General features: G+C 33.8%; 32 protein-coding genes. 23 read left to right on the top strand and 9 right to left on the bottom strand.

Translation table 11 applies throughout. The features are described 5' to 3' along the window. Nucleotides 1–14 precede the first annotated feature (14 nt). Together METIN_RS05575 and pheT are read right to left on the bottom strand one after the other, a co-directional pair. Nucleotides 15–539: a DUF483 domain-containing protein gene (locus tag METIN_RS05575; RefSeq protein WP_013100516.1), complete on the bottom strand. Its 525-nt coding sequence runs from the start codon at nt 537–539 to the stop codon at nt 15–17. Beyond that, nucleotides 536–2167: a phenylalanine--tRNA ligase subunit beta gene (gene pheT, locus METIN_RS05580; RefSeq protein ID WP_013100517.1), complete on the bottom strand. Its 1632-nt coding sequence runs from the start codon at nt 2165–2167 to the stop codon at nt 536–538. Before pheT ends, METIN_RS05575 begins: the two co-directional genes overlap by 4 nt. A 204-nt stretch (nt 2168–2371) precedes the next feature. On the opposite strand from pheT, the gene METIN_RS05585 reads away from it, so the two are divergent. After that, complete coding sequence (locus METIN_RS05585) at nt 2372–2791, top strand: ferritin-like domain-containing protein (protein WP_013100518.1); 420 nt, start codon at nt 2372–2374, stop codon at nt 2789–2791. Nucleotides 2792–2853: 62 nt separating this feature from the next. Beyond that, on the top strand, nt 2854–3051 hold the full coding sequence (locus METIN_RS05590) for a 4Fe-4S binding protein (protein WP_013100519.1): 198 nt from the start codon (nt 2854–2856) through the stop codon (nt 3049–3051). On the opposite strand, the gene METIN_RS05595 is transcribed toward METIN_RS05590, so the two are convergent. Next, on the bottom strand, nt 3038–3802 hold the full coding sequence (locus METIN_RS05595; protein WP_048203582.1) for a 50S ribosomal protein L11 methyltransferase: 765 nt from the start codon (nt 3800–3802) through the stop codon (nt 3038–3040). The genes METIN_RS05590 and METIN_RS05595 overlap by 14 nt on opposite strands. A 9-nt stretch (nt 3803–3811) precedes the next feature. On the opposite strand from METIN_RS05595, the gene METIN_RS05600 reads away from it, so the two are divergent. Then, nucleotides 3812–4708 carry a hypothetical protein gene (locus tag METIN_RS05600; protein WP_048203418.1) on the top strand — a complete coding sequence of 299 codons (897 nt, stop codon included), beginning with the start codon at nt 3812–3814 and terminating at the stop codon, nt 4706–4708. Here METIN_RS05600 and METIN_RS05605 read toward each other — a convergent pair. Further along, the gene (locus METIN_RS05605) at nt 4692–5036 is read right to left on the bottom strand and encodes a roadblock/LC7 domain-containing protein (RefSeq protein WP_013100522.1); all 345 of its coding nucleotides are present in this window, start codon (nt 5034–5036) and stop codon (nt 4692–4694) included. The two genes, METIN_RS05600 and METIN_RS05605, sit on opposite strands and share 17 nt — an antisense overlap. Before the next feature lie 105 nt (nt 5037–5141). Here METIN_RS05605 and trpB point away from each other — a divergent pair, with 105 nt between their 5' ends. Together trpB and priS are read left to right on the top strand one after the other, a co-directional pair. After that, complete coding sequence (gene trpB, locus METIN_RS05610; protein ID WP_013100523.1) at nt 5142–6338, top strand: tryptophan synthase subunit beta; 1197 nt, start codon at nt 5142–5144, stop codon at nt 6336–6338. Continuing rightward, entirely contained in the window at nt 6338–7360 is a 1023-nt protein-coding gene (gene priS / locus METIN_RS05615; RefSeq protein WP_013100524.1) for a DNA primase catalytic subunit PriS, read from the top strand. Before trpB ends, priS begins: the two co-directional genes overlap by 1 nt. Here priS and METIN_RS05620 read toward each other — a convergent pair. Continuing rightward, nucleotides 7322–7930 (bottom strand): DUF166 family protein, encoded by a 609-nt coding sequence (locus tag METIN_RS05620; RefSeq protein WP_013100525.1) that lies wholly within the window; start codon nt 7928–7930, stop codon nt 7322–7324. The genes priS and METIN_RS05620 overlap by 39 nt on opposite strands. A gap of 13 nt (nt 7931–7943) precedes the next feature. Further along, nucleotides 7944–8834, bottom strand: a complete 891-nt coding sequence (locus METIN_RS05625) for a selenium metabolism-associated LysR family transcriptional regulator (RefSeq protein ID WP_013100526.1) — start codon at nt 8832–8834, stop codon at nt 7944–7946. Nucleotides 8835–8907: 73 nt separating this feature from the next. Between METIN_RS05625 and METIN_RS05630 the strand changes: the two genes are divergently transcribed. Genes METIN_RS05630 through fwdC form a run of 7 tightly spaced genes read left to right on the top strand, consistent with a single transcriptional unit; the run spans nt 8908 to nt 13865 of the window. Next, the gene (locus tag METIN_RS05630) at nt 8908–9360 is read left to right on the top strand and encodes a 4Fe-4S binding protein (RefSeq protein WP_013100527.1); all 453 of its coding nucleotides are present in this window, start codon (nt 8908–8910) and stop codon (nt 9358–9360) included. After that, nucleotides 9347–10417: a tungsten-dependent formylmethanofuran dehydrogenase subunit FwdF gene (gene fwdF / locus METIN_RS05635; RefSeq protein ID WP_013100528.1), complete on the top strand. Its 1071-nt coding sequence runs from the start codon at nt 9347–9349 to the stop codon at nt 10415–10417. Before METIN_RS05630 ends, fwdF begins: the two co-directional genes overlap by 14 nt. After that, nucleotides 10418–10663: a 4Fe-4S binding protein gene (locus METIN_RS05640; RefSeq protein ID WP_013100529.1), complete on the top strand. Its 246-nt coding sequence runs from the start codon at nt 10418–10420 to the stop codon at nt 10661–10663. It abuts the gene before it with no gap. Nucleotides 10664–10666: 3 nt separating this feature from the next. After that, on the top strand, nt 10667–11098 hold the full coding sequence (gene fwdD / locus METIN_RS05645) for a tungsten-dependent formylmethanofuran dehydrogenase subunit FwdD (RefSeq protein WP_013100530.1): 432 nt from the start codon (nt 10667–10669) through the stop codon (nt 11096–11098). Then, nucleotides 11083–12783, top strand: coding sequence for a tungsten-dependent formylmethanofuran dehydrogenase subunit FwdA (gene fwdA, locus METIN_RS05650; RefSeq protein ID WP_013100531.1), 1701 nt, complete (start codon nt 11083–11085; stop codon nt 12781–12783). The genes fwdD and fwdA overlap by 16 nt, the downstream gene beginning before the upstream one ends. A gap of 21 nt (nt 12784–12804) precedes the next feature. Continuing rightward, nucleotides 12805–13035 carry a heavy metal-binding domain-containing protein gene (locus tag METIN_RS05655; RefSeq protein WP_013100532.1) on the top strand — a complete coding sequence of 77 codons (231 nt, stop codon included), beginning with the start codon at nt 12805–12807 and terminating at the stop codon, nt 13033–13035. 2 nt (nt 13036–13037) lie between these two features. Continuing rightward, a complete protein-coding gene (gene fwdC / locus METIN_RS05660) occupies nt 13038–13865 on the top strand; it encodes a tungsten-dependent formylmethanofuran dehydrogenase subunit FwdC (RefSeq protein ID WP_013100533.1) in 828 nt (275 codons plus the stop codon). Here the strand turns inward: fwdC and METIN_RS05665 are convergent. From METIN_RS05665 to METIN_RS05675, 3 genes are read right to left on the bottom strand one after another with little or no spacing between them, the layout of a single operon-like run. After that, a complete protein-coding gene (locus METIN_RS05665) occupies nt 13846–14394 on the bottom strand; it encodes a stage II sporulation protein M (RefSeq protein ID WP_013100534.1) in 549 nt (182 codons plus the stop codon). The genes fwdC and METIN_RS05665 overlap by 20 nt on opposite strands. Nucleotides 14395–14400: 6 nt before the next feature. Further along, entirely contained in the window at nt 14401–15603 is a 1203-nt protein-coding gene (gene hmgA / locus METIN_RS05670) for a hydroxymethylglutaryl-CoA reductase (NADPH) (protein WP_013100535.1), read from the bottom strand. A 12-nt stretch (nt 15604–15615) separates the two neighbouring features. Then, a complete protein-coding gene (locus tag METIN_RS05675) occupies nt 15616–16596 on the bottom strand; it encodes a tetratricopeptide repeat protein (RefSeq protein ID WP_013100536.1) in 981 nt (326 codons plus the stop codon). Nucleotides 16597–16683: 87 nt separating this feature from the next. Between METIN_RS05675 and METIN_RS05680 the strand changes: the two genes are divergently transcribed. The 11 genes from METIN_RS05680 to METIN_RS07600 are packed head-to-tail and all read left to right on the top strand — an operon-like array spanning nt 16684 to nt 25439. Continuing rightward, nucleotides 16684–17724 (top strand): mechanosensitive ion channel family protein, encoded by a 1041-nt coding sequence (locus METIN_RS05680; protein ID WP_013100537.1) that lies wholly within the window; start codon nt 16684–16686, stop codon nt 17722–17724. Then, the gene (gene pyrC / locus METIN_RS05685) at nt 17714–18907 is read left to right on the top strand and encodes a dihydroorotase (RefSeq protein ID WP_013100538.1); all 1194 of its coding nucleotides are present in this window, start codon (nt 17714–17716) and stop codon (nt 18905–18907) included. The genes METIN_RS05680 and pyrC overlap by 11 nt, the downstream gene beginning before the upstream one ends. Nucleotides 18908–18913: 6 nt before the next feature. Further along, the gene (locus METIN_RS05690) at nt 18914–19105 is read left to right on the top strand and encodes a DUF2116 family Zn-ribbon domain-containing protein (protein ID WP_013100539.1); all 192 of its coding nucleotides are present in this window, start codon (nt 18914–18916) and stop codon (nt 19103–19105) included. A gap of 8 nt (nt 19106–19113) precedes the next feature. After that, nucleotides 19114–19683 carry an archaeoflavoprotein AfpA gene (gene afpA / locus METIN_RS05695; protein ID WP_013100540.1) on the top strand — a complete coding sequence of 190 codons (570 nt, stop codon included), beginning with the start codon at nt 19114–19116 and terminating at the stop codon, nt 19681–19683. After that, nucleotides 19655–20467: a hypothetical protein gene (locus METIN_RS05700; protein ID WP_013100541.1), complete on the top strand. Its 813-nt coding sequence runs from the start codon at nt 19655–19657 to the stop codon at nt 20465–20467. The genes afpA and METIN_RS05700 overlap by 29 nt, the downstream gene beginning before the upstream one ends. Next, a complete protein-coding gene (gene mfnD, locus METIN_RS05705) occupies nt 20464–21327 on the top strand; it encodes a tyramine--L-glutamate ligase (protein WP_013100542.1) in 864 nt (287 codons plus the stop codon). Before METIN_RS05700 ends, mfnD begins: the two co-directional genes overlap by 4 nt. Beyond that, on the top strand, nt 21320–21742 hold the full coding sequence (locus METIN_RS05710) for an Lrp/AsnC family transcriptional regulator (RefSeq protein WP_013100543.1): 423 nt from the start codon (nt 21320–21322) through the stop codon (nt 21740–21742). The genes mfnD and METIN_RS05710 overlap by 8 nt, the downstream gene beginning before the upstream one ends. 14 nt (nt 21743–21756) lie before the next feature. After that, nucleotides 21757–22614 (top strand): zinc metalloprotease HtpX, encoded by an 858-nt coding sequence (locus METIN_RS05715; RefSeq protein ID WP_013100544.1) that lies wholly within the window; start codon nt 21757–21759, stop codon nt 22612–22614. A 16-nt stretch (nt 22615–22630) separates the two neighbouring features. Beyond that, a complete protein-coding gene (locus METIN_RS05720; protein WP_013100545.1) occupies nt 22631–22843 on the top strand; it encodes a type II toxin-antitoxin system HicB family antitoxin in 213 nt (70 codons plus the stop codon). Continuing rightward, entirely contained in the window at nt 22833–23087 is a 255-nt protein-coding gene (locus METIN_RS05725; RefSeq protein ID WP_157198826.1) for a type II toxin-antitoxin system HicA family toxin, read from the top strand. Before METIN_RS05720 ends, METIN_RS05725 begins: the two co-directional genes overlap by 11 nt. A 21-nt stretch (nt 23088–23108) precedes the next feature. Further along, nucleotides 23109–25439, top strand: coding sequence for a DNA topoisomerase (locus tag METIN_RS07600; RefSeq protein ID WP_013100547.1), 2331 nt, complete (start codon nt 23109–23111; stop codon nt 25437–25439). Nucleotides 25440–25442: the final 3 nt, after the last annotated feature.

The raw sequence follows: 25442 nt of genomic DNA on the forward strand, positions 1-25442 counted from the left end.
TTCACCAAAAAAATTTATTTGATGAAGTCATAGAAATCTTCATAGAAGATATTAAAGGAACCAAGCCTTTTTTTAAGTTCCTCATTAACTTTCTTAATAACCTCTAATTCTTTCTCATTTAGATGTCCTAACAACCCTCTTTTTATAGCCTCTCTACACTTCAAAGAGCAAGGAATGAAGCCTGAAGTTACTACTACTCTTTTATTAATCTCCTCAGCCTCTTTTAAATGCTCTCTATCTATTGAAACCCTAACCTCTTCAGTGAAAGACTTTATACAGCACTCAGGATAGTTTAAAAATTTCCCTATCTCATGGTCATCCAACCTTCTATATATTCCCAACTCCCCTGAAACATAGGGATCAAGGGCTGGCCTAACCTTTGGCTTGTACTTCTTAACTATCTCATCCTCAATCTTTAATCTTTCTAAGATTATGTTGTATTGAACTTCATCTAAATTCATAATATGCTCTTTCAAAACCTTGAACTCTCCTTCTCCATTTCTCATTTTCTTTATCTTCTCTATAATTTCCTCAATCATTTTAAAATCACTTCAAAGGCTGTTACTGGAAACTCTATTTCAAAGTTCTCTAAAACCTCTGGGTGTATCTCTCCAAAGTAGCCTATCTCTTCATTATCAACTAAGATTTTTGCACACCTTCCCTTAATAAAGGAAGGATGCTCATATTCCTCTATCTTATAAGTTAGCTTCAACTCCCTTAGAAGAGCTTCAACATAACTCTTAATTTCATTGAAGTTTGTTTCATTGCTTACAATAGCTCCAGCTATATTTTTAGTTTCAACAATCTTATTATCTTTAATATTTATACACTCTCCAATTTCAAATATCTTTATTGGTAACTCCTTATGTTGATTTATTCTTACTGTTTCCATAATAATTGGTAGTAAGAAGGGTCTAACAATTTTATGCTCTATAGAGGCTGGCTTTAAAACCTCTATATAGTCTTTAATATCTAACCTCATATTTTTAAATAGAACCTCTTCATTTGAGAGCATTAAATTTATAACCTCATAGAAGCCTAAGCCAATCATTATATCTCTAATAAAGTCACATCTTTTTTCTAATGGATGGAGAGAGCCAATGGTGGCTATCTCAGGATATAAGCCTTTAAATTTATCATAGCCATAGCAAATAGCTACTTCCTCAGCTATATCTATCTCTCCAAATATATCAACCCTATAAGGAGGAACAAAGACTTTAAATTTATTCTCTATAAATTGGGCATCCATTCTTGCCTTTCTTAGGTAGTTAAGAATAGCTCCAGGAGTTAAATTAGTCCCTAAAATTTTATTTATATAGTCAGGAGAGACTTCAACAACTTCCTCCTTTAAATTTGGATATTTAATTTTTTCATTTTCATAGATCACTTCAACACTATGGATTTTAGCATACTTTCTTTCAGCCAAGGCTGTCACTATTATATTCAATGTCTTCTCCACTGCCCATTTATCAGTTCCTGTCACATCTATCAGTAAATTTCTTGTTTCTGTTGTAACCTTGGTTAAGTTAGAGTTTATGATTGGAGGCATGGACAAAATGTTTCCTTCACTATCTTCTAACAAAGGGAAACTATCTTTTATTAAGTGTCTATACTTAATCCCCTTCTCATGCTTCTCCAAAATTTCCTTAGGTGTCATCTCCTCATCAGAGTTTAGAGGGATAAATTTAACTTCATCTCCTTTCACATCCCTATAGTAGAAGGGAGGCTTAACCTTATCAAAGTCATGGATCCCTATAGCCACTTTTTTCCTATCCCTTCCCATGACCCAGTGGAGCTTTTCCTGGAAGTTTATTAAATTCTCTAAGACATAGTCATCAATTATAATTCCCTTAACAACAGCTAAGGCTATGTAAGGTCTTGACTTGTTTGTTGAATATAACTTTACATCTGAATCTTCAACCTCATATTTTGGTAAGCCCTTCTCAATCCCTATAAACCCTCTAAATCCTCTTGCTAATCCCTCAGAGCTTAAATAGTCTGGCCTGTTGGGATTAACTGAAAATTGAATTATCTTTTCTCCCTCTTCCTCATAGATATTTTCAACTTCAATCCCCATCATAGGGAAAGTTTTTTCTATAAATTCATCTTCCAAGGGCATATTAACCAATCTCTCCAAATCATACTTTTTCACATTAACAGTAGGCATTTTCTCCCTCCTAAGCTTTTAGGTTCTAAAATTCTCTTTTAAAGGATATAAAATTTTACTTTAAAAGATTTAAATAAACTTTGATATGATATTTGTCCTATATTTTACTATTTTCCTCAAAATTTTAACGAAATTCGCACCGATAGCATTATTAATCCCTTCATAAATCATAATAATCAGAGAAAATACAAAGAGGTGAGAGCGATGGAATTAATAAATGAACACAAAATAGGAGTTACAAAAGGAACTGAGTTAGAGAAAATTGTTCAAGCAAACTTTGAAGGAGAATGTAAAGAGGTTGGAATGTACTTAGCTATGGCAAGATTAGCTGAGAGAGAAGGATTACCAGAAGTTGCTCAGGCTTTAATAAAGATAGCTATGGAAGAAGCTGAGCATGCTGCACACTTTGCAGAGATGAATGGAGTTATCTCAGAAAACTTAAAAGAGAACTTAGAAATGATGTTAGAAGGAGAGTGCAAAGCTAACAAGGAGAAAAAAGAAGCTGCTAAGAAGGCTAAGGAGTTAGATATTGATCCAGCTCATGACTACTTTGATGAGTCAAGTAGAGATGAGGCAAGACATGCAAGAATATTAAAAGGATTGTTAGACAGATACTTCAAGTAAATTCTTAACCTCTTTTTTCTTTATAATTATTAAATCTATAAAACTAAATATTTAGTGAAATTATGGCTGTTGAGATTATTGTTAATAAAAACAAGTGTGTGGGCTGTGGCATCTGCTTAGAGGCTTGTCCAAAAGGTCCAAAAATTTGGAAAAAGGATAAGGATGGGAAATATATAGCTTATAATACAGAAGACTGCCACAACTGTAAAATCTGTGCTGGAAGATGCCCAAAAAATGCTATTTTAGTTAGAAGACTTTAACTTTTATGCTGTCAAGATCTCCTCCTCTTTTATAGCTTAGCTTAACTTTAACATCACTACCATCAACATTTAGAGGAATAACAAGAGGAGGGTTTAACATCCTTAAAGGGCCAGAGACAAATTCTTCACTTAAAATAGTGTAAGTCCTTAACTTTAGCCCTAAGTTTTCTCCATACTCTCCTGAAAGCTTAAATTTATAGCTAACCTTTAGAGGATTCACTTTATAAAAATTAACTTCCTCATAAATAATCTCATTGGAAAGCTCTTTTTCTTTATCTTCTTCATCATAGTGTATATAACTTAAAGAGCTATTAACCAACTGAACAGTTGAAATAGCCTTTTCAGGAATAATTTTTCCATCTTCTTTTAAAACTTTCTTCTTATTTATTGTATTTAGAACTCTAACCTGAGGCTCAGTTATTAAAGCTGTGTCTAAAAGTTCGGCTATTATTAAGTCAGCCTTCTCTTTATAGTCAAAGAATTCAGCATCAGCCTCATACAAGAGAATATTTTTAAAGCCATTTCTCTCAATGTTCTCCTTTGCATACTCATAGGTGAAGCTGTCTAACTCAAGGGCATAAACCTTCTCAGCCTTCTTAGCAGCTATCATGGCTAAGATTCCTGAGCCTGTGCCAAGGTCATAAACTATTCCCTTAGCATACTTCTCTATGGCTAATTTAAATATAGCTAACCTCTCATAGTCAGTTAATAAAGAGGAATGCCACTGAGGAACCTTTAGAAGCATAGCTATCACAAGGTGATGATTTTGCTTAGACTAAGATATAGAAAGGTTCCAAATGTTGAGTTAGAGGGAGAGGAAGAAGTGGCTAAGGAGATGATAAATGATCTTCTAAATAATGACTATAAAATTTACTTCCTCCCTTCTGGAAATTCAGCTATATTCTTAATTGTAAGCTTATTTAATAACTTCACAGTCCCAGATGTTGGAGGTTGGAAAAAATTTGTAGATTTTTGTAAAATCTTAAATAAAAATTTTGAATTCTTAAAAACTGAGCATGGGTTGGTTAGAGAGGTTAAAGGAAAGTATTTATATTTAACAACTCTTTCAGGCTATTTAGCTAAGCAAGATATGAAAAGGATAAAGAAGGAATGTGAAGAGAAGAATATTTTTTTAATTGAAGACCTTTCTGGAGCTATTGGTGGGGACTGTGGCTATGGAGATATTATAGTTGGCTCAACAGGAGAGCCAAAGATTTTAAACTGTGGCTATGGTGGCTTTATTGGAATCTCTGAAGAGTTGAGTATAAAGGTTGATGACATAGTTAAAAGTTTCAAAACTAAAAACTATTTTGGCTTGCTAATAGAGGAGCTTATGAATGCTAAGAGATGTTATAGAGCTTATGTTAAAGCTAACTATAAGATGAAAAAGAATATTGAAAGCTCTTTCTTTAAAGATAGAGAAGGGATAAGTTTATTTATAAAGCATGATAAGCCTAAGGAGTTAGCTAAAAAAATAAATAGTGCTATAAAGCTAACTAAAAGAAAATCTTTAACAACCATCTGCCCAAATTACAATAGGATAGATGTTAAAGGAGTTGTCTTTGAGACCAAAAAGATAGACTATAGAGAGCTAAACAATAAAGTTGTTAAAGAGATAACTAAAGAGATAACAAATATTATTAAATCATTGCTTTAATCTTATCAATAGCTTTCTTCATAATCAACCTAATTAAACCTAAGTTAATCTTATCCTCTGTTAAAACCACTAATATATAATCTCCTATATCTATCATTAAAGCCTTACCAAACTCTCCTTCTATCATGGCCTGCTTTATCTTTCCTAATTTTATCTCTTCACAAGCCTTCTCAGCAGCTCCATAGGCAGCAGAGAGCATAGCTCCAACAAGTTCAGCATCAACATCACTCGGAAGTTGGGAAGCAATTAATAAACCATCTTTACCAACTATCATACTCCCTTTAACTCCTTCTGTTTTATTAATTTCCACCAATATTTTCTCTAACATTCAGATGTCCCCCATTCTCTGTTACTTTACATATGTAATATCCAAACTTATATAATAATGTTATTGTTTTTAACTTTAATAAAAGCAATTGGAGGTTAATAAGCCATGTATAAAGACAGATATCCAGATGAAAATGGGAAATTTGGGATATATGGAGGAAAGTTTGTTCCTGAAACTTTAATGCCAGCTATAGAAGAGCTTGAAAAAGCCTTTAATAAATTTTGGATAAAGAATGAGGGTAACTTTAGAGAAGAATTTTACAGCTTACTTAAGGAATATGTAGGAAGGCCTACTCCTCTATATTATGCTGAAAACCTCTCTAAGGAGCTTGGATGTAAAGTTTATTTAAAGAGGGAAGATTTAGCCCACTTAGGAGCACATAAAATAAACAATGCCTTGGGACAGGCTTTATTAGCTAAGAAGATGGGTAAAAAGAGAGTTATAGCTGAAACTGGAGCTGGACAGCATGGAGTAGCTACAGCTGCAGCCTGTGCAAAACTTGGGCTGAAGTGTGAGATTTACATGGGAGCTAAGGATGTGGAGAGGCAAAAATTGAATGTTTTTAGAATGGAACTGATGGGAGCTAAGGTTATTCCTGTTTATGGTGGCTCTCAAACTTTAAAAGATGCTGTAAATGAAGCTTTAAGGGATTGGACTACAAATGTTAGGACAACCTACTATCTATTAGGCTCAGCTCTTGGGCCACATCCTTATCCTATGATGGTTAGGGAATTTCAGAGAGTTATAGGAAAGGAGCTGAAGGAACAGATATTAAAGAGAGAGGGAAGGCTTCCTAATGCAATAGTTGCCTGTGTTGGTGGAGGTAGTAATGCCATAGGCTGTTTTTATGAATTCTTAGATGATGATGTTGAACTCTATGCTGTTGAAGCTGGAGGAGAGGGAATAAATAAGAGACATGGAGCCTCTCTCTGTGCTGGAGAGGTTGGAGTTTTACATGGCTCTAAGATTTATGTGATAGAAGATGAGTATGGACAAATAAAAGAGAGCTATAGTATCTCTGCAGGTTTAGACTACCCTGGAGTTGGGCCAGAACTTTCTTTCTTAAAGGATGAAGGTAGAATAAAGCCTGTCTATGTTACTGATGAAGAGGCATTAGAAGCTTTCCAATTGTTATGCAGATTAGAGGGAATACTTCCAGCTTTAGAAAGTTCTCATGCCATTGCCTATGCTGTAAAGTTGGCTGAGAGCTTAGATAAAGATGATATCTTAGTTATCAACCTTTCAGGTAGAGGAGATAAGGATGTCCAAACAGTGGCTAAGGCATTGGGAAGGGAACTATGATGAGAATCATAAAAGAGCTTTATAAAAAATACTATCAATACTCAATAAAAAATAACCTTTTAGAGGTTCCAGAGAGGTTAAGGGATAGGGAATTTGCCTATGGCTATGAGAATAAAGTAGATAATAGGAATCTATCCTTCTCTTCTGAAAAGGAGTATAAGTCTTGGGTTTTAAGATATACTCCTTACCATCTCTATAAATCTTTGGCATATATGAAGTATCCTAAAAACTCTGGAGCTAAGAATAAGGGAATCTATGGGAGAGAGTTAGCTTTTGACATAGATGCCCATAAAACAGAGAAGTGCGAGCATAGAGATGATTGGATCTGTAAGTATTGCTTAGACTCAGCTAAAAGGCAAGCTATTTACTTAATTGAAGAGTTTTTATTTGAAGACTTTGGTTTGAGTGAAGAAGACATAAAGATAGCTTTTAGTGGGAATAGGGGTTATCACATCTATATAAAGCCAAAAGATATAGAGGTTAAAAAGAAGATAGAGAAGTATAGTAAGAATGAGAGAAGGGTTATTCTAAACTACATCCTTGGGAGAAATTTAAATTTATCTAACCTAAACTCTGCCTGGAGGAGAAGGTTAATAAATATTTTAAGGAAGTATAAAATTAGTGTAAAAGAGCTGAAGAATGAGAGGAATTGGAAGAAAGTTTTAGAGAGGAGGGAGGATAAAGAGAGAGTATATAATATTATAAAAAAAGCTCTCAACATTGAGATAGATGAGAAGGTTATGGAAGATGATATAAGGTTATTAAGGGTTATAAACTCTCTTCATGGTTACACAGGGTTAATAGTAAAAGAGCTAACCTACAAAGAGTTAAAAAAATTTAATCCTCTTAAAGATGCTGTGTTTGAAGAGTTTGAGAATGAAAAATTTAAGGTTAGTATTAATGAAGAGATTGACAAGATAAAAATAGCTGGGAAGAGTTATTCTTCAAAGAGCAAAAGTGTCTCAGGAACAGCCCTTCTATACTTATTTGGACATAAAATAGACTTCAATATTCTTAACTAAGTTTTCTCCAACCTTAACCTTCTTACAAGTCTTTTCTTTAAAAAGTCTTAACTTTCCAGCTTTACAGAAGTGCTGAATCCTTAAACCCATATCTTTTAAAGTTTTGTCATTAAATTCTTTTCCTTTAAACTCTTCCAGAACTTTCTCAACTGAGCCACAAGGGGTTTCTTTTAAAATTTCATATTTATAAATTTTGTTATTCTTTATGTAAAGCTTAACCTTTGGAGTTCCAAAGTATTTATTAAAGGGCTCTATTGGCAGATCTGAGCATAATAACTCTGGAGCATAAACATTTTTAAATTTTTTAGCCAATCCCTTACCAAAGCTTATGCCTAAGATTATTGGCTCTTCCCCTTTCTCTCTAATCTTTTTTATCACTTCTAAGGTAGCATCTGGGTCTCTTATGTAAAGGATATATAAGTCATGATTAAGAGGCTTATCAAAGCTAACCTTTAGATCATCAAGCTCTCCTGAGTAGGAAACCCTTATTAAGTCTGTTGGAAACCTCTTACTTATGGTTTTATATGCATTCTCTCCATAGACTCCATCAGTTATTATAGCTACTTTCAAGCTCTCACAAAATTTAAATTTTTTTCAGGAATTCCCAGAAGGTTTTAACAGCACTTGGATTTTTTGGCCTTCTACTCTTTATTAAGTATAAGTATCTTGTTATATCTAAATCTTCTATAGGAACAATTCTAACTAAACCAGCACTCTCAGCCTTCTTAGCAGGGATCTCTGAAATGATACTTATCCCATAACCTTCAGAGACAGCTGTAATAACTGATGAAGTGCTTCCTAATCTCATGGTGACATTTAAATCCATCATTGAATACCCTTTCTTGTTTAGAGCCTCTTCAATAGTTTTCTTAGTTCCTGAGCCTTCCTCTCTATCTATATAGTCTTCATTTAATATTTCTTCAAATTTAACACTCTTCCTTTTTGCAAATGGGTGGTTTGGAGGAACTATAAGGACTAACCTATCCTTCCCAATAATTATGTAATCATAATCTTTACTTTTCAAGTATCCAACTGATATAACATCAGCTAACCCTTCTTCAAGAGCTTTATAGCATCTTTCAGTGTCAAGAATGTTTACATCAAAATCTACACTTGGATACTTCTCTTTAAACTCCTTTATAATTGAGGGTAAGATATATTCTCCTGGAATGGTTGAAGCATAAAGCCTTATAGTACCTTCTGGCACTTCACTTAGAGACTTCATTAAAATTTTAGCCTCTTCAACCATATCCAATATAGCTTTAGCCTTCTCATAAAGTATCTTCCCCTCTGGAGTTAGCTCTACTCCTTCAGGAGTTCTAACAAAGAGTTGGGCATCAAAATACTTCTCTAAGGTAGCTATGTGATTACTTACAGTTCCCTGTGTTATTCCTAAGATCTTAGCTGCCTTTGAAAAGCTCTTTGTTTCACTTGCCACTAAGAAGGTTTTAAAATATTTTAACTTAGGATCCAAATTAACACCTCTTAACTTTATTTAATAGTAATTAAATAACTTAGTACTATATATTAAATTTTTTGGTGAGACCATGCCAGAGCATATCTTATCTGGAATTAAGGCAATAGTTGCTAAGAAGTTAAAAGAGAAGGGCTATTTACAGAGGGAGATTGCTAAGAAGATAAAGGTTGATAGGAGTATGGTTTCCCACTATCTACATGGAAGATTTCCTAAGAAAAAAGTTATAGAGTTTGTAAAAATTATTGAGGAGTTGCCACCAAGCTGTGGCTCCAAGTTGATACATTCAATAGCCAATGATAAAGAGTTAGCTAAGGAATTGGTTAAAGAGCTATATAACCCTAAGCTTGTATGGGATAGGGATAAGTGCCTATTCTGTGGCTCCTGCCTTGTGTGTGAGGCACTCACATTAGAAGGAGAAACTTTAAATATAAATTTTGAAAAATGTTACTTGTGTGGAGAATGCACATTTATATGTCCAACAAAGGCACTAACACTTAAGAGGGATAGTAATGATAAAAGCTGAAAAATCTGTTTTTGATGAAGGTTTTGAAATTTCAAGGGAAGGAAAAGAAAAAAGAGAGCTAATTTGGAATAATAATAAGTGTGTTGGTTGTGGCATCTGTTATGATGTGTGCCCTGCTCAAGCCATAGTTTTAGGACCCTTAGGAGCAATAGCTAAGGGGATAATAGATACTTTTAAACTAAATATTGATGAAAATAAGTGTATTTTATGTGGTCTCTGTGCTTCAGCATGTCCATTTGATGCTCTTAACTTGTATATCAATGGAGTGAATAGTAAAGATATTGAGAGATATCCAAAGATAAAGAGAGATATAGAGGTTAGCCAAGAAACCTGTGTTCTCTGTGAGCAGTGTGAAGTTGTCTGTCCAAAAGAGGCTATAAGGGTTCATAGAGAATTAACTGAAAGGAGTAAGTTTGTGGTTGGAGAAATCAACATAAATAAAGAGAAGTGTGTTTACTGTGGAATCTGTGCTGACTACTGTCCAGCTGATGCTATAATTTTAGAGAGAGTTATCCCAACTCCAACAAATCCTAAGCCAGTTGTTGATATTAGAGTTGATACAGAGAGATGTGTCTATTGTAGGGTTTGTGAATATGTCTGTCCTCATGATGCTATAGAAGCTATCTGTTACAAGTGTCCTCTTCATAAGAGAATTCCTCATGCTAAGTTATATGAAGATATTAAAGGAGAGACCATTGTTGATAAAGAGCTCTGTGTCACATGTGGGTGGTGCTCACATATCTGTCCTGTCAATGCTATAAAGGTTGAGAAGCCATTTGAAGGAGAGGTTAAGATTGACACTGAAAAGTGTAATGCCTGTGAAGCCTGTGTCTATATTTGCCCATGCTCAGCCTTAGAATTCCCAGAGGCTAAGAAGAAGGGTGAGAAGGTTACTAAGTTAGTTGTCAATCAAAACCTCTGTGTTCTCTGTGGAGCCTGTGCTAAGGCTTGTCCTGTCAATGCTATAAAGGTTGAGAGAACTAAGATTAATTTTGAAAGAGAACCAATTTCAAAGGCTTGGAGGAATGCATTTAATAAGTTATTAAAGGTGAACTAAATGAAGGGCTATGATTTAGTTATTTTCAAAGAAAGATGTCATGGCTGTGGAAACTGTGTAGTTGCCTGCCCAGTTAATGCTCAGGATCCAAACACTTGGGGAGGAAAGGGATCAAAAAGTGAAGATGTAGTTATTAGAGTTGAAAATGGAACTGTAGAGCTTGTTAAACCTGAACTCTGTGGGGGCTGTGGAGCCTGTGTTGAGGCTTGTCCAGTAGATGCTATAAAGTTAGTGGTTAGGTGGTAAATTATGAGATTTAGATTAAACACAGGTAGAACCATCTGGCAAGGGCAAGCTATAGAAGCTGGGAAAGACTTAGATCTCTATGTAAAAGCTGCTGCTGTTGTTTATATCAATGAGGAAGATATGGAAAAATTGGGAATTAAAGAAGGAGATAATGTTAAAGTTAAATCTGATTGGGGAGAGGTTGTTCTTAAAGCTAAAAAAGCTATAGAAAGGAATCCTGAAGGTTATGTTTATGTCCCAATGGGACCATGGGCAAACCTCTTAGTTTCCCCTGAAACCCATTCAACAGGAATGCCAGACTTGAAAGGATTTCCTGATCTATATGTAACCATTGAAAAAACCAATGAGGAAGTTCTTGACATGAAGAGGTTAATGAAAAGATACTACCTAACAAAAGGGGCAAGGAAAGAGGTGAAAACATGGAATATATTATAAAAAATGGAATTGTCTATGACCCAATCAATGGGGTCAATGGAGAAAAGATGGACATTTGTGTTAAAGATGGAAAGATAGTTGAAAAGGTTTCAGAGGATGCAAAGGTTATTGATGCATCCAACTGTGTAGTTATGGCTGGAGGGATAGAGATACACTCTCACTTAGCTGGGCCAAAGGTTAATATTGGAAGAATGATGAGGCCTGAGGATAGTATTAAGGAGATCTATGCTAAAAAAGGGCTTAGATGTGGAACAGGTTTCTCTATTCCATCAACCTTTAAAACTGGTTACCAATACTGTGAGCTTGGCTACACCTTTGCCTTAGAGGCAGCTATGCCACCATTAAAAGCAAGGCATGTTCATGAAGAATTTTTATTCACTCCACAGATTGATGTTGCAGCCCTCCCATTGTTTGGAAATAACTGGATTGTCTTTAAGTACATAATGGAGAAAGACTATAAAGCTTTAGCTGCTTATGTAGCTTGGATGTTAAAGGCTACAAAAGGTTATGGGATAAAGATAGTTAACCCAGGAGGAACTGAGGCATGGGGTTGGGGAACAAATGTTCATAGCTTAGATGATCCAGTTCCAGGATTTGATATAACCCCTAAGGAGATAGTCAAGGGTTTAGGAATGGTTAATGAACTTTTAGGATTACCTCATTCTATCCATGTCCACCCAAATGATTTAGGACATCCTGGAAATTATGAGGTTACTATAGAAACTATGAAGTTATTAGAGGATGTAAAGGCTAAACCAAAAATTGGAGAGAGATGGAGCTCTTACCATAATACTCATATTCAATTCCATGCCTATGGAGGAACATCATGGAAAGACTTTGAAAGTAAGGCATTAGAAATTATTGACTATGTAAATAAGTCAAAGCATGTAACCATTGATGTTGGGCAAGTTACTTTAGATGAAACTACAACCATGACAGCTGATGGACCAATGGAATATGATCTATATATGATGACTAAGTTCAAGTGGGCTAACTGTGATGTTGAGTTAGAAACTGGTTCAGGAGTAGTTCCATTCATCTACTCAAGAAAGAACCCAGTTCATTCTGTCCAGTGGGCTATAGGTTTAGAGTTCTTACTCTACACTGACACTGATAAAGTGATCTTAACAACTGATCACCCAAATGCTGGACCATTTACAAGATATCCAAGAATATTAGCTTGGCTATTAAGTAAGAAGTATAGAGAGGATTGGCTATATAACAAAGTTCATAAGTGGGCAAGGGAGAGAACAGCCCTTCCAGATGCTGATAAGGAATATGATATGTATGAAGTGGCAAAGGTAACAAGAGCTAACCAAGCTATTGCTCTTGGTTTATCTGAAAGTATGGGACACTTAGGAGTTGGAGCCAATGCTGACATAGCCATATATGAAATAGATCCAGAGGAGAAGGATGGAAAGAAGATAGAGAAGGCATTTAGATATGCTAAGTATGTCTTAAAAGATGGAGAAGTTATTGTCAAGGATGGAGAGATAGTTAAGGAGAAATTCTATAGAACATTCTACTTAGATGTGCAAGTTGATGAATCATTGATGAATGAAGTTCTCAAGGATGTAGAAGAGATGTTTAAGAGATACTATACAATAAACTTTGAAAACTATGTTGTTACTGAGGAATATGCTAACAACTGGAAGCCTATAAAGATTGATGCTACAAACCTCTAAAAAATTTTTTGGTTATCTTTTATGATTATAACAACAACTGAAACCTTAGAAGGCTATGAAATTGTTGAATATCTTGACATTATTATAGGCTGTGGAGATGATCCTGAAGATGCTTTAAAAGAGTTAAAAGAGATTGGAGAAACTTTAAAAGCTGATGCAATTGTGGGAGTGAAGATATTCAATGAAATTCTTGATAGGGAATTAACTTACTATGCCTATGGAACTGCTGTAAAAATAAAAAAGAGGGAATAGCTATGAGTAAGGAGGTTAAGATAATACTACAGGAAGAGCTATATGCTCCTCTCTCATTAGAGAATGTCCTTCCTGAGGATTTAGAAAGTAAGAGCTTAGAGGATATAAAAAATATAAAGTTATACTATGGGAATAGGGTGGTTAAGCTCTCTGACATGTTTGATGTTGAAGTAAATGAGATAGAAGGAGAGCCAAGGTTAGTTATTGAAAACCCTTCTATAAAGATAAAGCATATTGGCTCTAAGATGAGTAGAGGAGAGATTATAGTTAAAGGAGATGCTGGAATGTATGCTGGAGAGCATATGAAAGGAGGGAAGATAGTTATTGAAGGAAATGCTGATAACTGGTTAGGAATGAATATGAAAGGTGGGGAAATAATAGTTAAAGGTTCTTCAAGAGACTACACTGGTGGAACATATAAAGGAGAATGGAGAGGAATGAGTGGAGGAAGGATAGTAGTAGAAGGAAATGCAAGGCACGAGCTTGGCCTCTACTTAAGGGGTGGAGAGATTATAGTTAAAGGAGATGCTGGAATGTTTGCAGGATTACATCAGCAGGGGGGCTATATTATTGTAGAAGGAAATACTGATGTGAGACTTGGAGGAGAGATGGAAGCTGGAGCAATAATAGTTTATGGTAAAGTTAAAGAAATTTTACCATCCTTTAAATATGAGGGAATTGTTGAGAATCCAGTTATAAAGATAAAGAAGAAGGATGAAGGAAGAAAGTTTGAAGGAACCTTTTATAAGTTAGTTGGAGATTATGCAAATGGTAGAAAGGTTAAAGGCCAATTATATATAAATGTTGAAACTAATGAGGGATTATTCTAAAGGTTATAAAACTCTCAATAAATCCAGCAATGATAAAGAGGATAATAGATAAAGATAGAATTCTTAAAGAATCTATCACTCTCTCTAAACTCTTTTTTCTCAGATATTCAATAACTCCAATGTAAAAGATGATCCCTGAAGAGATGGCTAAGATGAAGGCAGGAATTTCTATAACTCCATGTGGCAAAACAAAGATAACAAATTTTTTTATTCCAAACTTAACAAGCACATAGGAGAGGATAAAAGAGTTTATCAGTAAGATAAATATGTTAAAAAAGCCAGATATATAGGAGAGGAGACAAACTTTTAAATTATTACTCAAAATTAGTAAATAGAGGCTAAAGCTATTTAGAGCCTTTAAATTAACTCCACTTAATATTTGACTTTTAAAGTTGTAAAAAATCTCATTCCCCAAGTTAAAAAAGTATTGGTTATGGGAGATTAGAAAAGAGAAGACTAAAAAAGATTGGAAATAAATTAAGGAAACAAGAGAAATTATATTTTTATTCCTTTTTAAACTATCTATCATTTTTCATCATCTTCCAAGCTCTTTATGAGCCTTTGCTAAATGGTTAGAGGCTAAAGCTCCCAATAAGGAGAGTTCTCCAGCCAAAACAGCAGCTCCAACAATCTCAGCAAATTTTAAAACCTTGTTAGAGCCATAACATCCCATAATTTCTAAAGCCTCTCTTTGAGTCTCTACACTTGTTCCTCCTCCTACTGTGGCTAATGGAAGATCAGGAAGGGTTACTGAAAAATAGAGCTTGTCATCTTCAACTTCAGCCATAGTTATGCCTAAGCTACCTTCAACTATATGAGCCTCATCTTGACCAGTGGCTAAGAAGATGGCTCCAACAATATTGGCATAGTGGGCATTAAAACCCATGCTGTTGGATATTGCTGAGCCAATATAGTTTTTTAGTCTATTAACCTCAGCAATGGCCTCAGGGGTTGTCTTTAAATACTTCTCCACCTCTTCCCTATCTAAGTAAATCTCTGCTACAACACTCTTCCCTCTCCCCTCTATTAAGTTCATGCCACTTGGCTTTTTATCTACACAGGCATTTCCACTTAAGGAAACAAGCTTAACATCAATATTTTCCTTTTTAAGCTCTTCAACAATAAACTTACAAGCCTCTTCTGTAGCTATGGTAACCATATTCATGCCCATAGCATCTCCAGTTTTGTAGCAAAATCTTGGGTAGATATTTCTCCCAACTATTAATATTGGCTCTATCTTTATTAACTTCCCATGCCTTGTTGTTGACTCAGCCACTTCCTTAATTTTATCAAAGTTTTTTAATATCCAATCTCTTACTTTTATAGCTTCAACAACAGACCTTGTTTTAAAGCATGGAGCTCTTGTCATCTTGTCATCAATAACTCTAACTATAGCTCCTCCACACTTGGTTATTATTGAGCAACCTCTATTAACTGAAGCTACTAAGGCTCCTTCAGTTGTAGCCAATGGAATATAAAAGAGACCTTTAGCATGCTCTCCATTAACCCTTATTGGCCCAGCTATTCCTAAGGGTATTTGAATAGCTCCTATCATATTCTCTATATTCTTTTTTACATTCTCCTCTGATATAGAATATTTATTTATGTGATTAAATTTAATGTTAAGTTCCTTTTCTAAAAATTCTCTCCTTATCTTTGTAGCTTCTTTATGTCCTAACATATCATCCAATTGATATAACTTTATTTTCTTATTTTTTAGCTCTTCAAAAATATCCATAGAATCACCAACTTAATCTAAATCTCTCTTCACATGCTTATCCATGTAAAGCTGTGACTTGACATAGAGATCTGCAGCTTTCTCATAATTTCCTTCTTCTTCATGTATCTTAGCCAGACTTAAAAGAGCTTTAACATAACTTGGTTTCTTTTCTATACACCTATTTAAATATTCTTTAGCTCTTTCATACTCCTTTAGTCTCTCATAAGCTTTTCCAATATAGTATAGGAAAGTAGGATCTTCTCCAGCTATCTTTAACCCTTCTTCAGCATATTTTATAGCTTCTTTAAACTCTCCAATAGTTAAACAAATTGATGCCAAGTGTCTTAGAGCATCTAACCACTTAACATTAAGCTCATCAATTAATTTTTTAAACACCTGATAAGCCTCTTCAAATTTATTCATTCTCTTTAATAGCACTCCTTTTAAGTATAAAGCATTAATGTCATTTGGATCTTTCTCTAAGGCTTTATTTATGCATTCTAAAGCTTCATAATACTTTCCTAATTTCCTTAATATATCTGCTTTCTTAACATACAAAATTTTTAAATTTGGAGCAACTCTTAAAACTTTATCATACTCTTCTAAAAGCTCTTCATATTTTCCTAAGCTCTCTAAGCATAGAAGTTTTAAAAATTGAGCTGATGGGAAATTATCTTCAATATTTAAAGCTTTTTTATAGTTTTTTAATGCATCTGAACATGATCCCTTAATACCATAAAGTTGTCCTAAGAACAAGTAAGTAATAGGATTTTTATCTCCCAATCTAACTAAGGTGTTAAAAACCTCAATAGCCTCATCAACCTTCCCTAAAGAGGTTAAGATTAACCCTTTTAAGAATAAAGGGATTAAAAAATCTGATTGTAATCTTAAAGATTCATCACAGTAATATAAAGCTTTATATAAATTGCCTTCAAACATAGCTCTATATGCTCTTAATGCATAAGACACAGCTTCCAAAACTTTAACCCTTGGGGTTTCAGGAGTTTCCAATGTTTCCACCTTGTACATTACTTAGATACTATATTATTACATTGATTTAATGTCAAGAATAGTATATAAAACTAAAGTGAGATGTATATGAATTTTGAAAATTACATAATAAAGATTGGAATTTTTATATTCATTTTAGTAGTTGGTTATTTTGTAAGCATTTTTGTAGATCTATTTTTAAATAGATTGGAAAAAATAGCTGAGAAAACAAAAAATAAGTTAGATGACATTGTTATTAGTGCTATTAAAGTTCCTTTAAAGATAATAATTATCCTCTTCTTCTTATACTTAGGCTTCTATCTTACTCTTCCAATCCAGTATATAAACTTAGTTGAGAATGCTATTAAATTTATATTTATTTTAATACTCACATATACATCAGTTAAAATACTTGATAAACTCTTTGATCTCTATGTAAAGCCAATAATTGAAAAGACAGACACTAAGTTAGATGATCACTTAGCCAAGCCATTAAAGAAAATTTTAAAGATTCTTCTCTACTTACTTGGAATTTTAACAGCTCTAAGCTCTATTGGTTATGACATAACCACCATCTTAGCTGGTTTAGGAATTGGAGGTTTGGCTGTAGCCCTTGCCTTACAAGATACTATAAAAAACTTCATTGCTGGCCTTCTCATCTTAGCTGACAAGCCCTTTATAATAGGACATTGGGTTAAGATTAGTGATATAGAGGGAATAGTTGAAGAGATTGGAATTAGAAGCACAAGGATAAGAAGTTTTGATGAAACCCTCTATATAATTCCAAACTCTAAACTTTTAGAAGAAGTTATAGAAAACTTAAGTGTTAGAGATAGAAGGAGAGTTCTCTTTACCATAGGATTAACCTATAACACTCCTCCAGAGAAGATTAAAAGAGCTAAGGAGATAATATTAAAGATTATTGAAGAGCATAAGGCTACACTTCCTCCTTACAGAGTTCATTTTATTGAATATGGAGATTGGAGCTTAAACTTAAGGATTGAGTATTTTGTTAGAAATATGGGCTTTGACTACTATTTAAATGCTGTTGAGGAGATAAACTTAAAGATTAAGGAGGAGCTTGAAAAAGAGGGAATAGAGATAGCTTTCCCAACCTATACTATCAAGGTTGATAAATATGATACTTAAAAATTGTAGAGCATATATAAACAAAAAATTTATAAATTGTTGTATTGAAATTGATGATGGAAGGATTAAGAAAATAGCTAAGGTTATTGATGGAGAGGGAATAGACTTAAAAAATAATGTTGTTGTTCCTGGGTGTATAGATAGCCATGTCCATCTAAGATGGAAGTCAAAAAAGGAAGGATTTAAAAGTGGTAGTGAAGCAGCTATAAATGGAGGCTTCTGCTTTGTCATAGATATGCCTAATGATAACCCACCAATAACAAGCAAAGAAAGATTTTATAAAAAGTTAGAAGATACTAAGAAATGTAAGGTTAATATTCTTTTAAATTATGGGATAACTGATGAGAACTATAAAGACTACTTAAAAGAGGCTAAAGGATACAAAATTTTTATGGTTAAGTCAGTTGGAGATCTCCATATTAAAGATTATAATAATTTAAAATATATCCTAAATGAGAAAAAGCTTTTTTGTATCCATGCTGAGCATAAAGATATCATAGAGGAGAATAAAAAGAAGATTCCATTAAAAACTTGGCTTGACCACTGTAGAATTAGAGAGAAGAGGGCTGAAGTTGAAGCTGTAAAAGAAATCTTAAAGTATAAAAAAGAGAAGGTTTATTTTTGCCATATTTCAACTAAAGAAAGTTTGGAGATAATAAAGGATGACTATATTGAAGTAACTCCTCACCATCTATACTTAAACAAGGAGATGGCTGAGGAATTAAAAGGCTTGGGGAAATTTAACCCACCCTTAAGGGATAAGGAAGATAACATAGCTCTAATAAAGGCTCTAAATAATAAGGTTAGTGTTATAGCCTCTGACCATGCCCCTCATCTCTATGAGGAGAAGTTGAGAGATGTCAGTGAATGTCCCTCAGGAATTCCTGGATTAGAAACCTTAATTCCCTTAACACTAAATTTAGTTAATAAGGGTTATATATCCTTAGAGAGAGCTATAGAATTAATTTCCCTAAATCCAGCTAAGATCTTTAATATTAACAATAGAATAAAAGAGGGAAATTTAGCTAATTTAACTATCCTAAATATTAAAAAAGAGATTAAGATTGATGCTGAAAACTTTAAGTCCAAGGCTAAGTTTAGTCCATTTGATGGCTGGAAAGTGAGAGGGGCTCCAATATATACAGTGGTTAATGGTAACCTTTATGAGACAACATATAGGTGATATCTTTTGGTAGAGAAGCATAGACACTGCTTGAACTGTGGAATCTCTATTCCTCCTGATCAGGTTTTTTGTTCTGAAAAGTGTAGGATGGAATATTTAAATAGAAGAAAAAAGATGATGAGAGTTCAATATATGTTTATAGGGATTGCTATCCTACTTATTATTTATGTTTTCATCTCAAACTACTTTATTGGGTGAGCTTAAAAATGTTAAAAGTAGCTTGGGGAATTACAGGATGTGGAGATAGAATAGAAGAAGTTGTTAACATTATGATAGAGATGAAGAATAAATATAACTTAAATGTTGATGTCTATGTTTCAAAAAATGGAGAGTTTGTTTTAAGATGGTATAAGTTGTTTGATAAAGTAAAGAAAGAGTTTGATAAAGTTTGGGTTGAAAAGGGACCAAACTCTCCTTTCCTGCCTGGAAAGTTACAGACAGGAAAGTATGATCTATTTATAATAGCTCCTGCTACAGCCAACACAACAGCTAAGATAGCCCATGGGATAGCAGACACTTTAATAACCAACTCTGTAGCCCAAGGGATGAAGGCAAGAGTTCCAACCTATATATATCCTCCAGATAATAAAGAGGGGGTTGTTGAAACCCTACTTCCAAATGGTAAGACATTAAAGTTGTATATAAGAAAGGTGGATGTTGAGAATGTTAAAAAGCTTGAAGAGATGGAAGGAATTGAAGTTCTTTACTCTCCTGAAGAGATTAAGAAGGTTATAGAGAGGCATATAGATGAAAAGAATAGTAGAGGAGATCAATAAAATTAGGGAAGAGCTTAACCTACCAAAGGTTAATATTGATATAGTTAAGATTGAAGAGAAGGATAATAAGTTAGTTATTTACACAAGAACAAGAACTGATAAATCAGCCATTATAGGCCCTGGTGGTTGGGTAGTTGGGAAGCTTAGAGAGAGGTTAGGCTATGAGCTAATTAAAGTTGAGGATTACAGTGACTATTTACTCTTTTTAGAGAGGGTTAAAGAAATTAAAGAAAAATGTAATGATGAAATTATTTTAAAGCTTTGCTCTCACTTTTTAGAAAATAAAAGTTATGATAATTTAGTTTATACTACAATAGTTTGCCAGTATGACTTATACATTGCTGAAACCCTAAATAAAGTGTTTAGAGTGAAAGCTCTACTTTTAAATCCTCCTATTTTACCAGAGAAAAAGAGGAATAGGGCTATAGAATTCTTAGAGGAGAGAAAGATTAGTTATGAAGAGATTTATTTAAAGCCTAACTTTAAAGAATCCTGTGGCTTCTTACCAAAATATTTAAATCTTGAAGGATATATTTTTACCACTTGCCTGAAAGAGAGCTATTTAAAAAGAGGAAGTTCAATATATATAAATTTCCTTAAGCTCTTTCCTCTGAAGTTTAATAAAACATACTATTTAGAGTTCTGCCCTCTCTGTATCCAAAATTTAAAAAATATTTATAGGGAAGTAATTAAAGATATTGTTAATAGTGTCTATCTTGGAATTAGAGAGCCAACAGATGCAGCAGAGGAGATAGTAAAAATTTACAAAAGGATGAGAAAATGAAAATCCTATTTTTTGAGTATGCTATGGCCACAAATTGTAGAGAGTTTTTAGCTGAAGGAAAGATGATGTTTGATAAACTCCTCTATGAATTTTTAAGCTTAGGTAGTGTTGTAACATTAATCAATAAAGAACTTTCAAGGCCCTATAAAAACATTAAAAACCTTAAGGTTGTTGAACCAACTAATTTATTTGAAACTCTAAGGAAGATAAATAACTTTGACTACTTCTTAGTCATTGCTCCTGAGGAAGACAATATATTGTATGAGCTAACAAAGATATTAGAGCCTAAAGGTGTTAATTTAGGAAGTTCATCAAAAGCTATAAAAGTTGCTGGAGACAAATATTTAACTTATGAAGCCTTAAAAGACATTGTCAAAGTTCCTAAAACCTTCCAGCCAAGAAAGTATATAGTAAAGAGAAGAGATGGATGTGGCTCACAGTTCAGGGTTTATGATGAGAAATACATAATTCAGGAGTTTGTTGAAGGTTCTCCTTATTCAGCCTCATTCATAGTAGGGAAGAGAGGAATTAAATTTTTGTCTCTAAATAAACAAATTGTTGATGAATCTGGGTTTAAAGGAGCTGAAGTTAATATAGATCATGAGAGAAAGGAAGAAATCATAGATGAGTGTGAAAAGGCTTTAAAAAGGATTGATGGGCTAAATGGCTATGTTGGAGTTGATTTAGTAATTGATGACAATATATACATAATTGAAATTAATCCAAGGATAACCACTACAGTCTGGGGCTTGATGACAGAGCCACCATTGGCTAAGCTTTTAATTGACAATGCTGAAGGAAAAGAGATTAAAATTGAAAAAGTTGTTGGAAAGAAATTTAAGGTGGGAGAATATGGATGAGAAAGATTTAAAAATTATTAATTTACTATTAGAGAATGGAAGGATGTCTTACACTGACATAGCCAAAAAATTAGGAACAAGTGAGAGCTCTATAAGAAAGAGAGTGAGAAAGCTGGAAGAGATGGGGGTTATTAAGGGCTATACAGCTATAATAGACCCATCAAAGATAGGCTACAATGTTGTAGCCTTAACAGGCTTTGACACTGAGCCAGACAAGTTTTTAAGTGTTGCTAAAGAGCTGGCTAAGTTTGAAGAGGTTAAAAAACTCTTCACTTCAACAGGAGACCACATGATCATGGCAGAAATTTGGGCTAAGGATGGAAAAGAATTTTCAGATTTAATATTTAATAAGTTAGGAAAAATTGAAGGAATTAAAAAGATATGCCCAGCTATTATTTTAGAGCAGATAAAGTAAAGAAGTGATCACCTATGATTATGGAGAATATAAAAACCTATCTCTTATTAGGGCTTTTAGTTGGACTAATTTATTCTATTTGCCTACTTCTCCATATTCCTCCATTCTTTGCTATTATCATAGCTCTAATTCCAAATTTAATAGCCTATTTCTTTAGTGATAAGATAGTTTTAATGAGCTATGGAGCAAGGATCTTAGAGGAAGATGAACTTCCTTGGTTACATGACATTGTTAGAAGAGTGGCAAGAAAGGCAGGAATTCCCAAGCCAAAGGTTGCCTTAGTTCCTATCCAAACTCCTAATGCCTTTGCAACTGGAAGAAATCCTGAAAATGCTGTTGTTGCTGTAACTGAGGGAATTTTGCAACTACTAAGCCCAGAGGAGTTAGAGGGAGTTATTGGGCATGAGATTGGACATATTGTTAATAGAGATATTCTTATATCTACAATAGTAGCTACCTTAGCTGGAGCCATCACCTACATAGCTGAATGGTTCTTATGGTTTGGCTGGATGTTCAGAGGGGATGAAGAGGAAGGGAATCCTCTTGAATTTATAGCCTCAATCTTACTAATTATATTAGCCCCAATAGCAGCCACTTTAATACAGTTTGCCATCTCAAGGCAAAGAGAATTTTTAGCAGATGAGACTGGAGCTAAGCTAACCCATCCACTATGGTTAGCCAATGCCCTAAAAAAGCTTGAGGAAGGGGTTAAGGTTTACCCCTTAGAGCATGGAAATCCAGCAACAGCTCATTTATTTATAGTTAATCCCTTCAGAAGTGACTTTATAGCCAAGCTTTTCTCCACCCATCCACCAACAGAGGAGAGGATTAAGAGGTTATTGGAGTTGGCTAAGAGGCTTAGATATTATTAATTTTTGGTGATATTAAATGAAGACTGTCAAATTTAGAATTTATTATGATGGAGAATACTGGGTTGCTGAAGGAATTGATGTAAGTATATATACACAAGGAAAAAGTTTAGATGAATTAATGAAAAATCTTAAAGAGGCTGTTGAATTACACTTTGAAGATGATCTAAAGTCTGGAGAAAGTATAAAGATCCTCTCTTTTTCTGAGATAGAGGTGTCAGGTGTTGTCTAAACTTCCAGTTGTTGGTGGTAAGGAGTTAATAAAGTTTTTAAAGAGTTTAGGTTATGAAGTTGTCAGACAAAAAGGAAGTCATGTAAGATTAAGAAAAGAAACAGAATTTGGAACTCATAATATAACAATTCCTTATCATGATGAAATAGCAAAAGGAACATTAAATGCTATTTTAACTGATATTTCCAAGTGGAACAATATTTCAAAAGAAGAACTAATAAAAAAATTAAAGAATAAACATTAAATACTTTCTTGGTGCTAAGCTATGATTTTAATTATTGCTGAAAAACCAAGTGTAGCTAAAAAAATAGCTAATGCTCTTGGAAAGGCTAAGAAAAAGAAAATTTATGATGTCCCATATTATGAAGTTGACTATAATGGAAAGAAGATAGTGGTGGCAAGTGCTGTAGGCCATCTCTTCACATTGGTTGAGAAAAACAAGAGCTTTAGCTATCCAACATTTGAAATAAAATGGGCTCCTGCTTACATAGAGAAGGGAAAGAGCTATGTTAAAAACTATATTAGAGCTTTAAAAGAGCTTTCAAAGTATGCTGATGAAATTTATATAGCTACAGATTATGATATAGAAGGAGAGCTTATTGGCTACCATGCCTTAAAGTTTTGCTGTGGCAGAGATAAAGGAAAAAGAATGAAATTTTCTTCTTTAACTAAGAGAGAAATTATAAAAGCTTTTGAAAATCCAATAAGTATGGACTATGGCTTAGTAGATGCTGGAGAGAGTAGGCATATAGTAGATTGGTATTTTGGAATTAATTTATCAAGAGCTTTAATGCATGCAGTAAAGGCTTTAAATGATTGGAAAATTCTAAGCATTGGTAGGGTTCAGGGCCCAACACTCTATTTTTTAGCTGAGAGAGAAAAAGAAATTAAAGAATTTAAGCCTAAGCCATACTGGATTTTAGAAGCTTATCTTAAAAATCTAAAAGCTATTCATGAGAAAGAGAAATTTTGGGATGAGGAAGAGGCTAAGAAAATTTATGAGAAAGTGAAAGATGCTAAATATGGAGAAGTGGTTAAGGTTGAGAGAAGAGTAAGTAAGATAAAGCCTCCTGTTCCCTTTGACCTTGGAACTTTACAGAGAGAGGCTTACAACTATTTTAAATTCTCTCCTAAGAAGACTCAGGAAATTGCTCAGTCTTTGTATGAAAAAGGGTTATGTCTTCATCCAGACACTTTAATATTGTTACCAGATGGAGTTAAAAAAATTAAAGAGTTGAAAGAAGAGGGAGAAGTATTATGTTTGAATCATAACTTAAAGCTAACAAAATCAAGATATAAGCTTTTAAAAAGAACTGTGAGGGAAAAGTTAATAAAAATTACTTTGAATGATGGGACTGAACTCATCACAACAAGAGAGCATCCTATTTTAGTGTATAGAGATAAGCTATTATTTGTTCCATCAGAGAGATTAAAGGAGAAGGAACAGATAATAACTTTAGGACATCAAAATAAAGAGCTAAGTTTAGACAACTATTTAATTAATGAAGATTTAAAAAGAATCTCAGAAGGAGATGTCTATATTTCAAAAATTAAAAAAATTGAAGAAATTGAATATGAAGGAGAAGTCTATGATTTGGTAGTTGATAAGTTCCACAACTTTATAGCAAATGGAATAGTTGTTCATAACTGTTCCTATCCAAGAACATCATCCCAAAAACTACCAAAGGATTGGAGCTACTTGGAGAATATACTAAAAACTCTAAAAAACTCAGAATATTGGAAGTTTGCTGAGAGAATTATAGAAGAGAAGAGGAAACCAATAGAAGGAAAAAAGGATGATCCAGCACATCCAGCTATACATGTTGTAGATTATCCAAAGAATAAAGAAGAGCTGAGTAAGGAAGAGCTTAAAGTCTATGATCTAATAGCAAGAAGAACCTTATCAGCTTTCTGGGATGAGGTGGAAAGAGAGCATATAAATGCTAAGATATCAATAAATGATGAGCTCTTTAAAGCCTCTGGTTCTAAAACAGTAAAGGAAGGTTGGCATGTCATTTACCACTTTCCAACATTTGAAGAGCTTAACTTAAATTTAAAAGAGGGAGAAAAGGTTAAGGTAGAGAAGATAAAGTTAGTTAAAAAAGAGACTAAGCCACCTAAGAGATATACATTATCAAGTATCATTAAAGAGCTTGAAAAGAGGAACTTAGGGACTAAAGCTACAAGGGCTGAAATTGTAGATAAGTTAATTAAGAGAGGTTATATAAAAGTTAGTAAGAATGGCTCTTTAGAGGTTACTGACTTAGGAGCTTCAATAGTTGAAGTCTTTAAAAGATTCTGTCCTGAAATTGTTGATGAGAAATTAACAAGAGAGTTAGAGGATAAGTTAGAAAATATACAGATGAAGAAGATAAATAAAGACCTTGTCTTAGAGGAAGCTAAAAAAAGGTTAATAGAAGTGTTAAAAAAATTTAAGGAGAAAGAGGTTGAAATAGGGAAGAACTTAACCAATAAAGAAGTTGTAGGAACTTGCCCAAGATGTGGCTCTCCTTTAGTGGTTAAAGAAGGGAAATATGGGAAATTTATAGGTTGTACAAACTTTCCAAAGTGTAAATTTACCAAATCCTTAGAGTGATAA

Origin of the sequence: Methanocaldococcus infernus ME (assembly GCF_000092305.1) — an archaeon.
GTDB classification, from domain to species: Archaea; AGJL01; Methanococci; order Methanococcales; family Methanocaldococcaceae; genus Methanocaldococcus; species Methanocaldococcus infernus.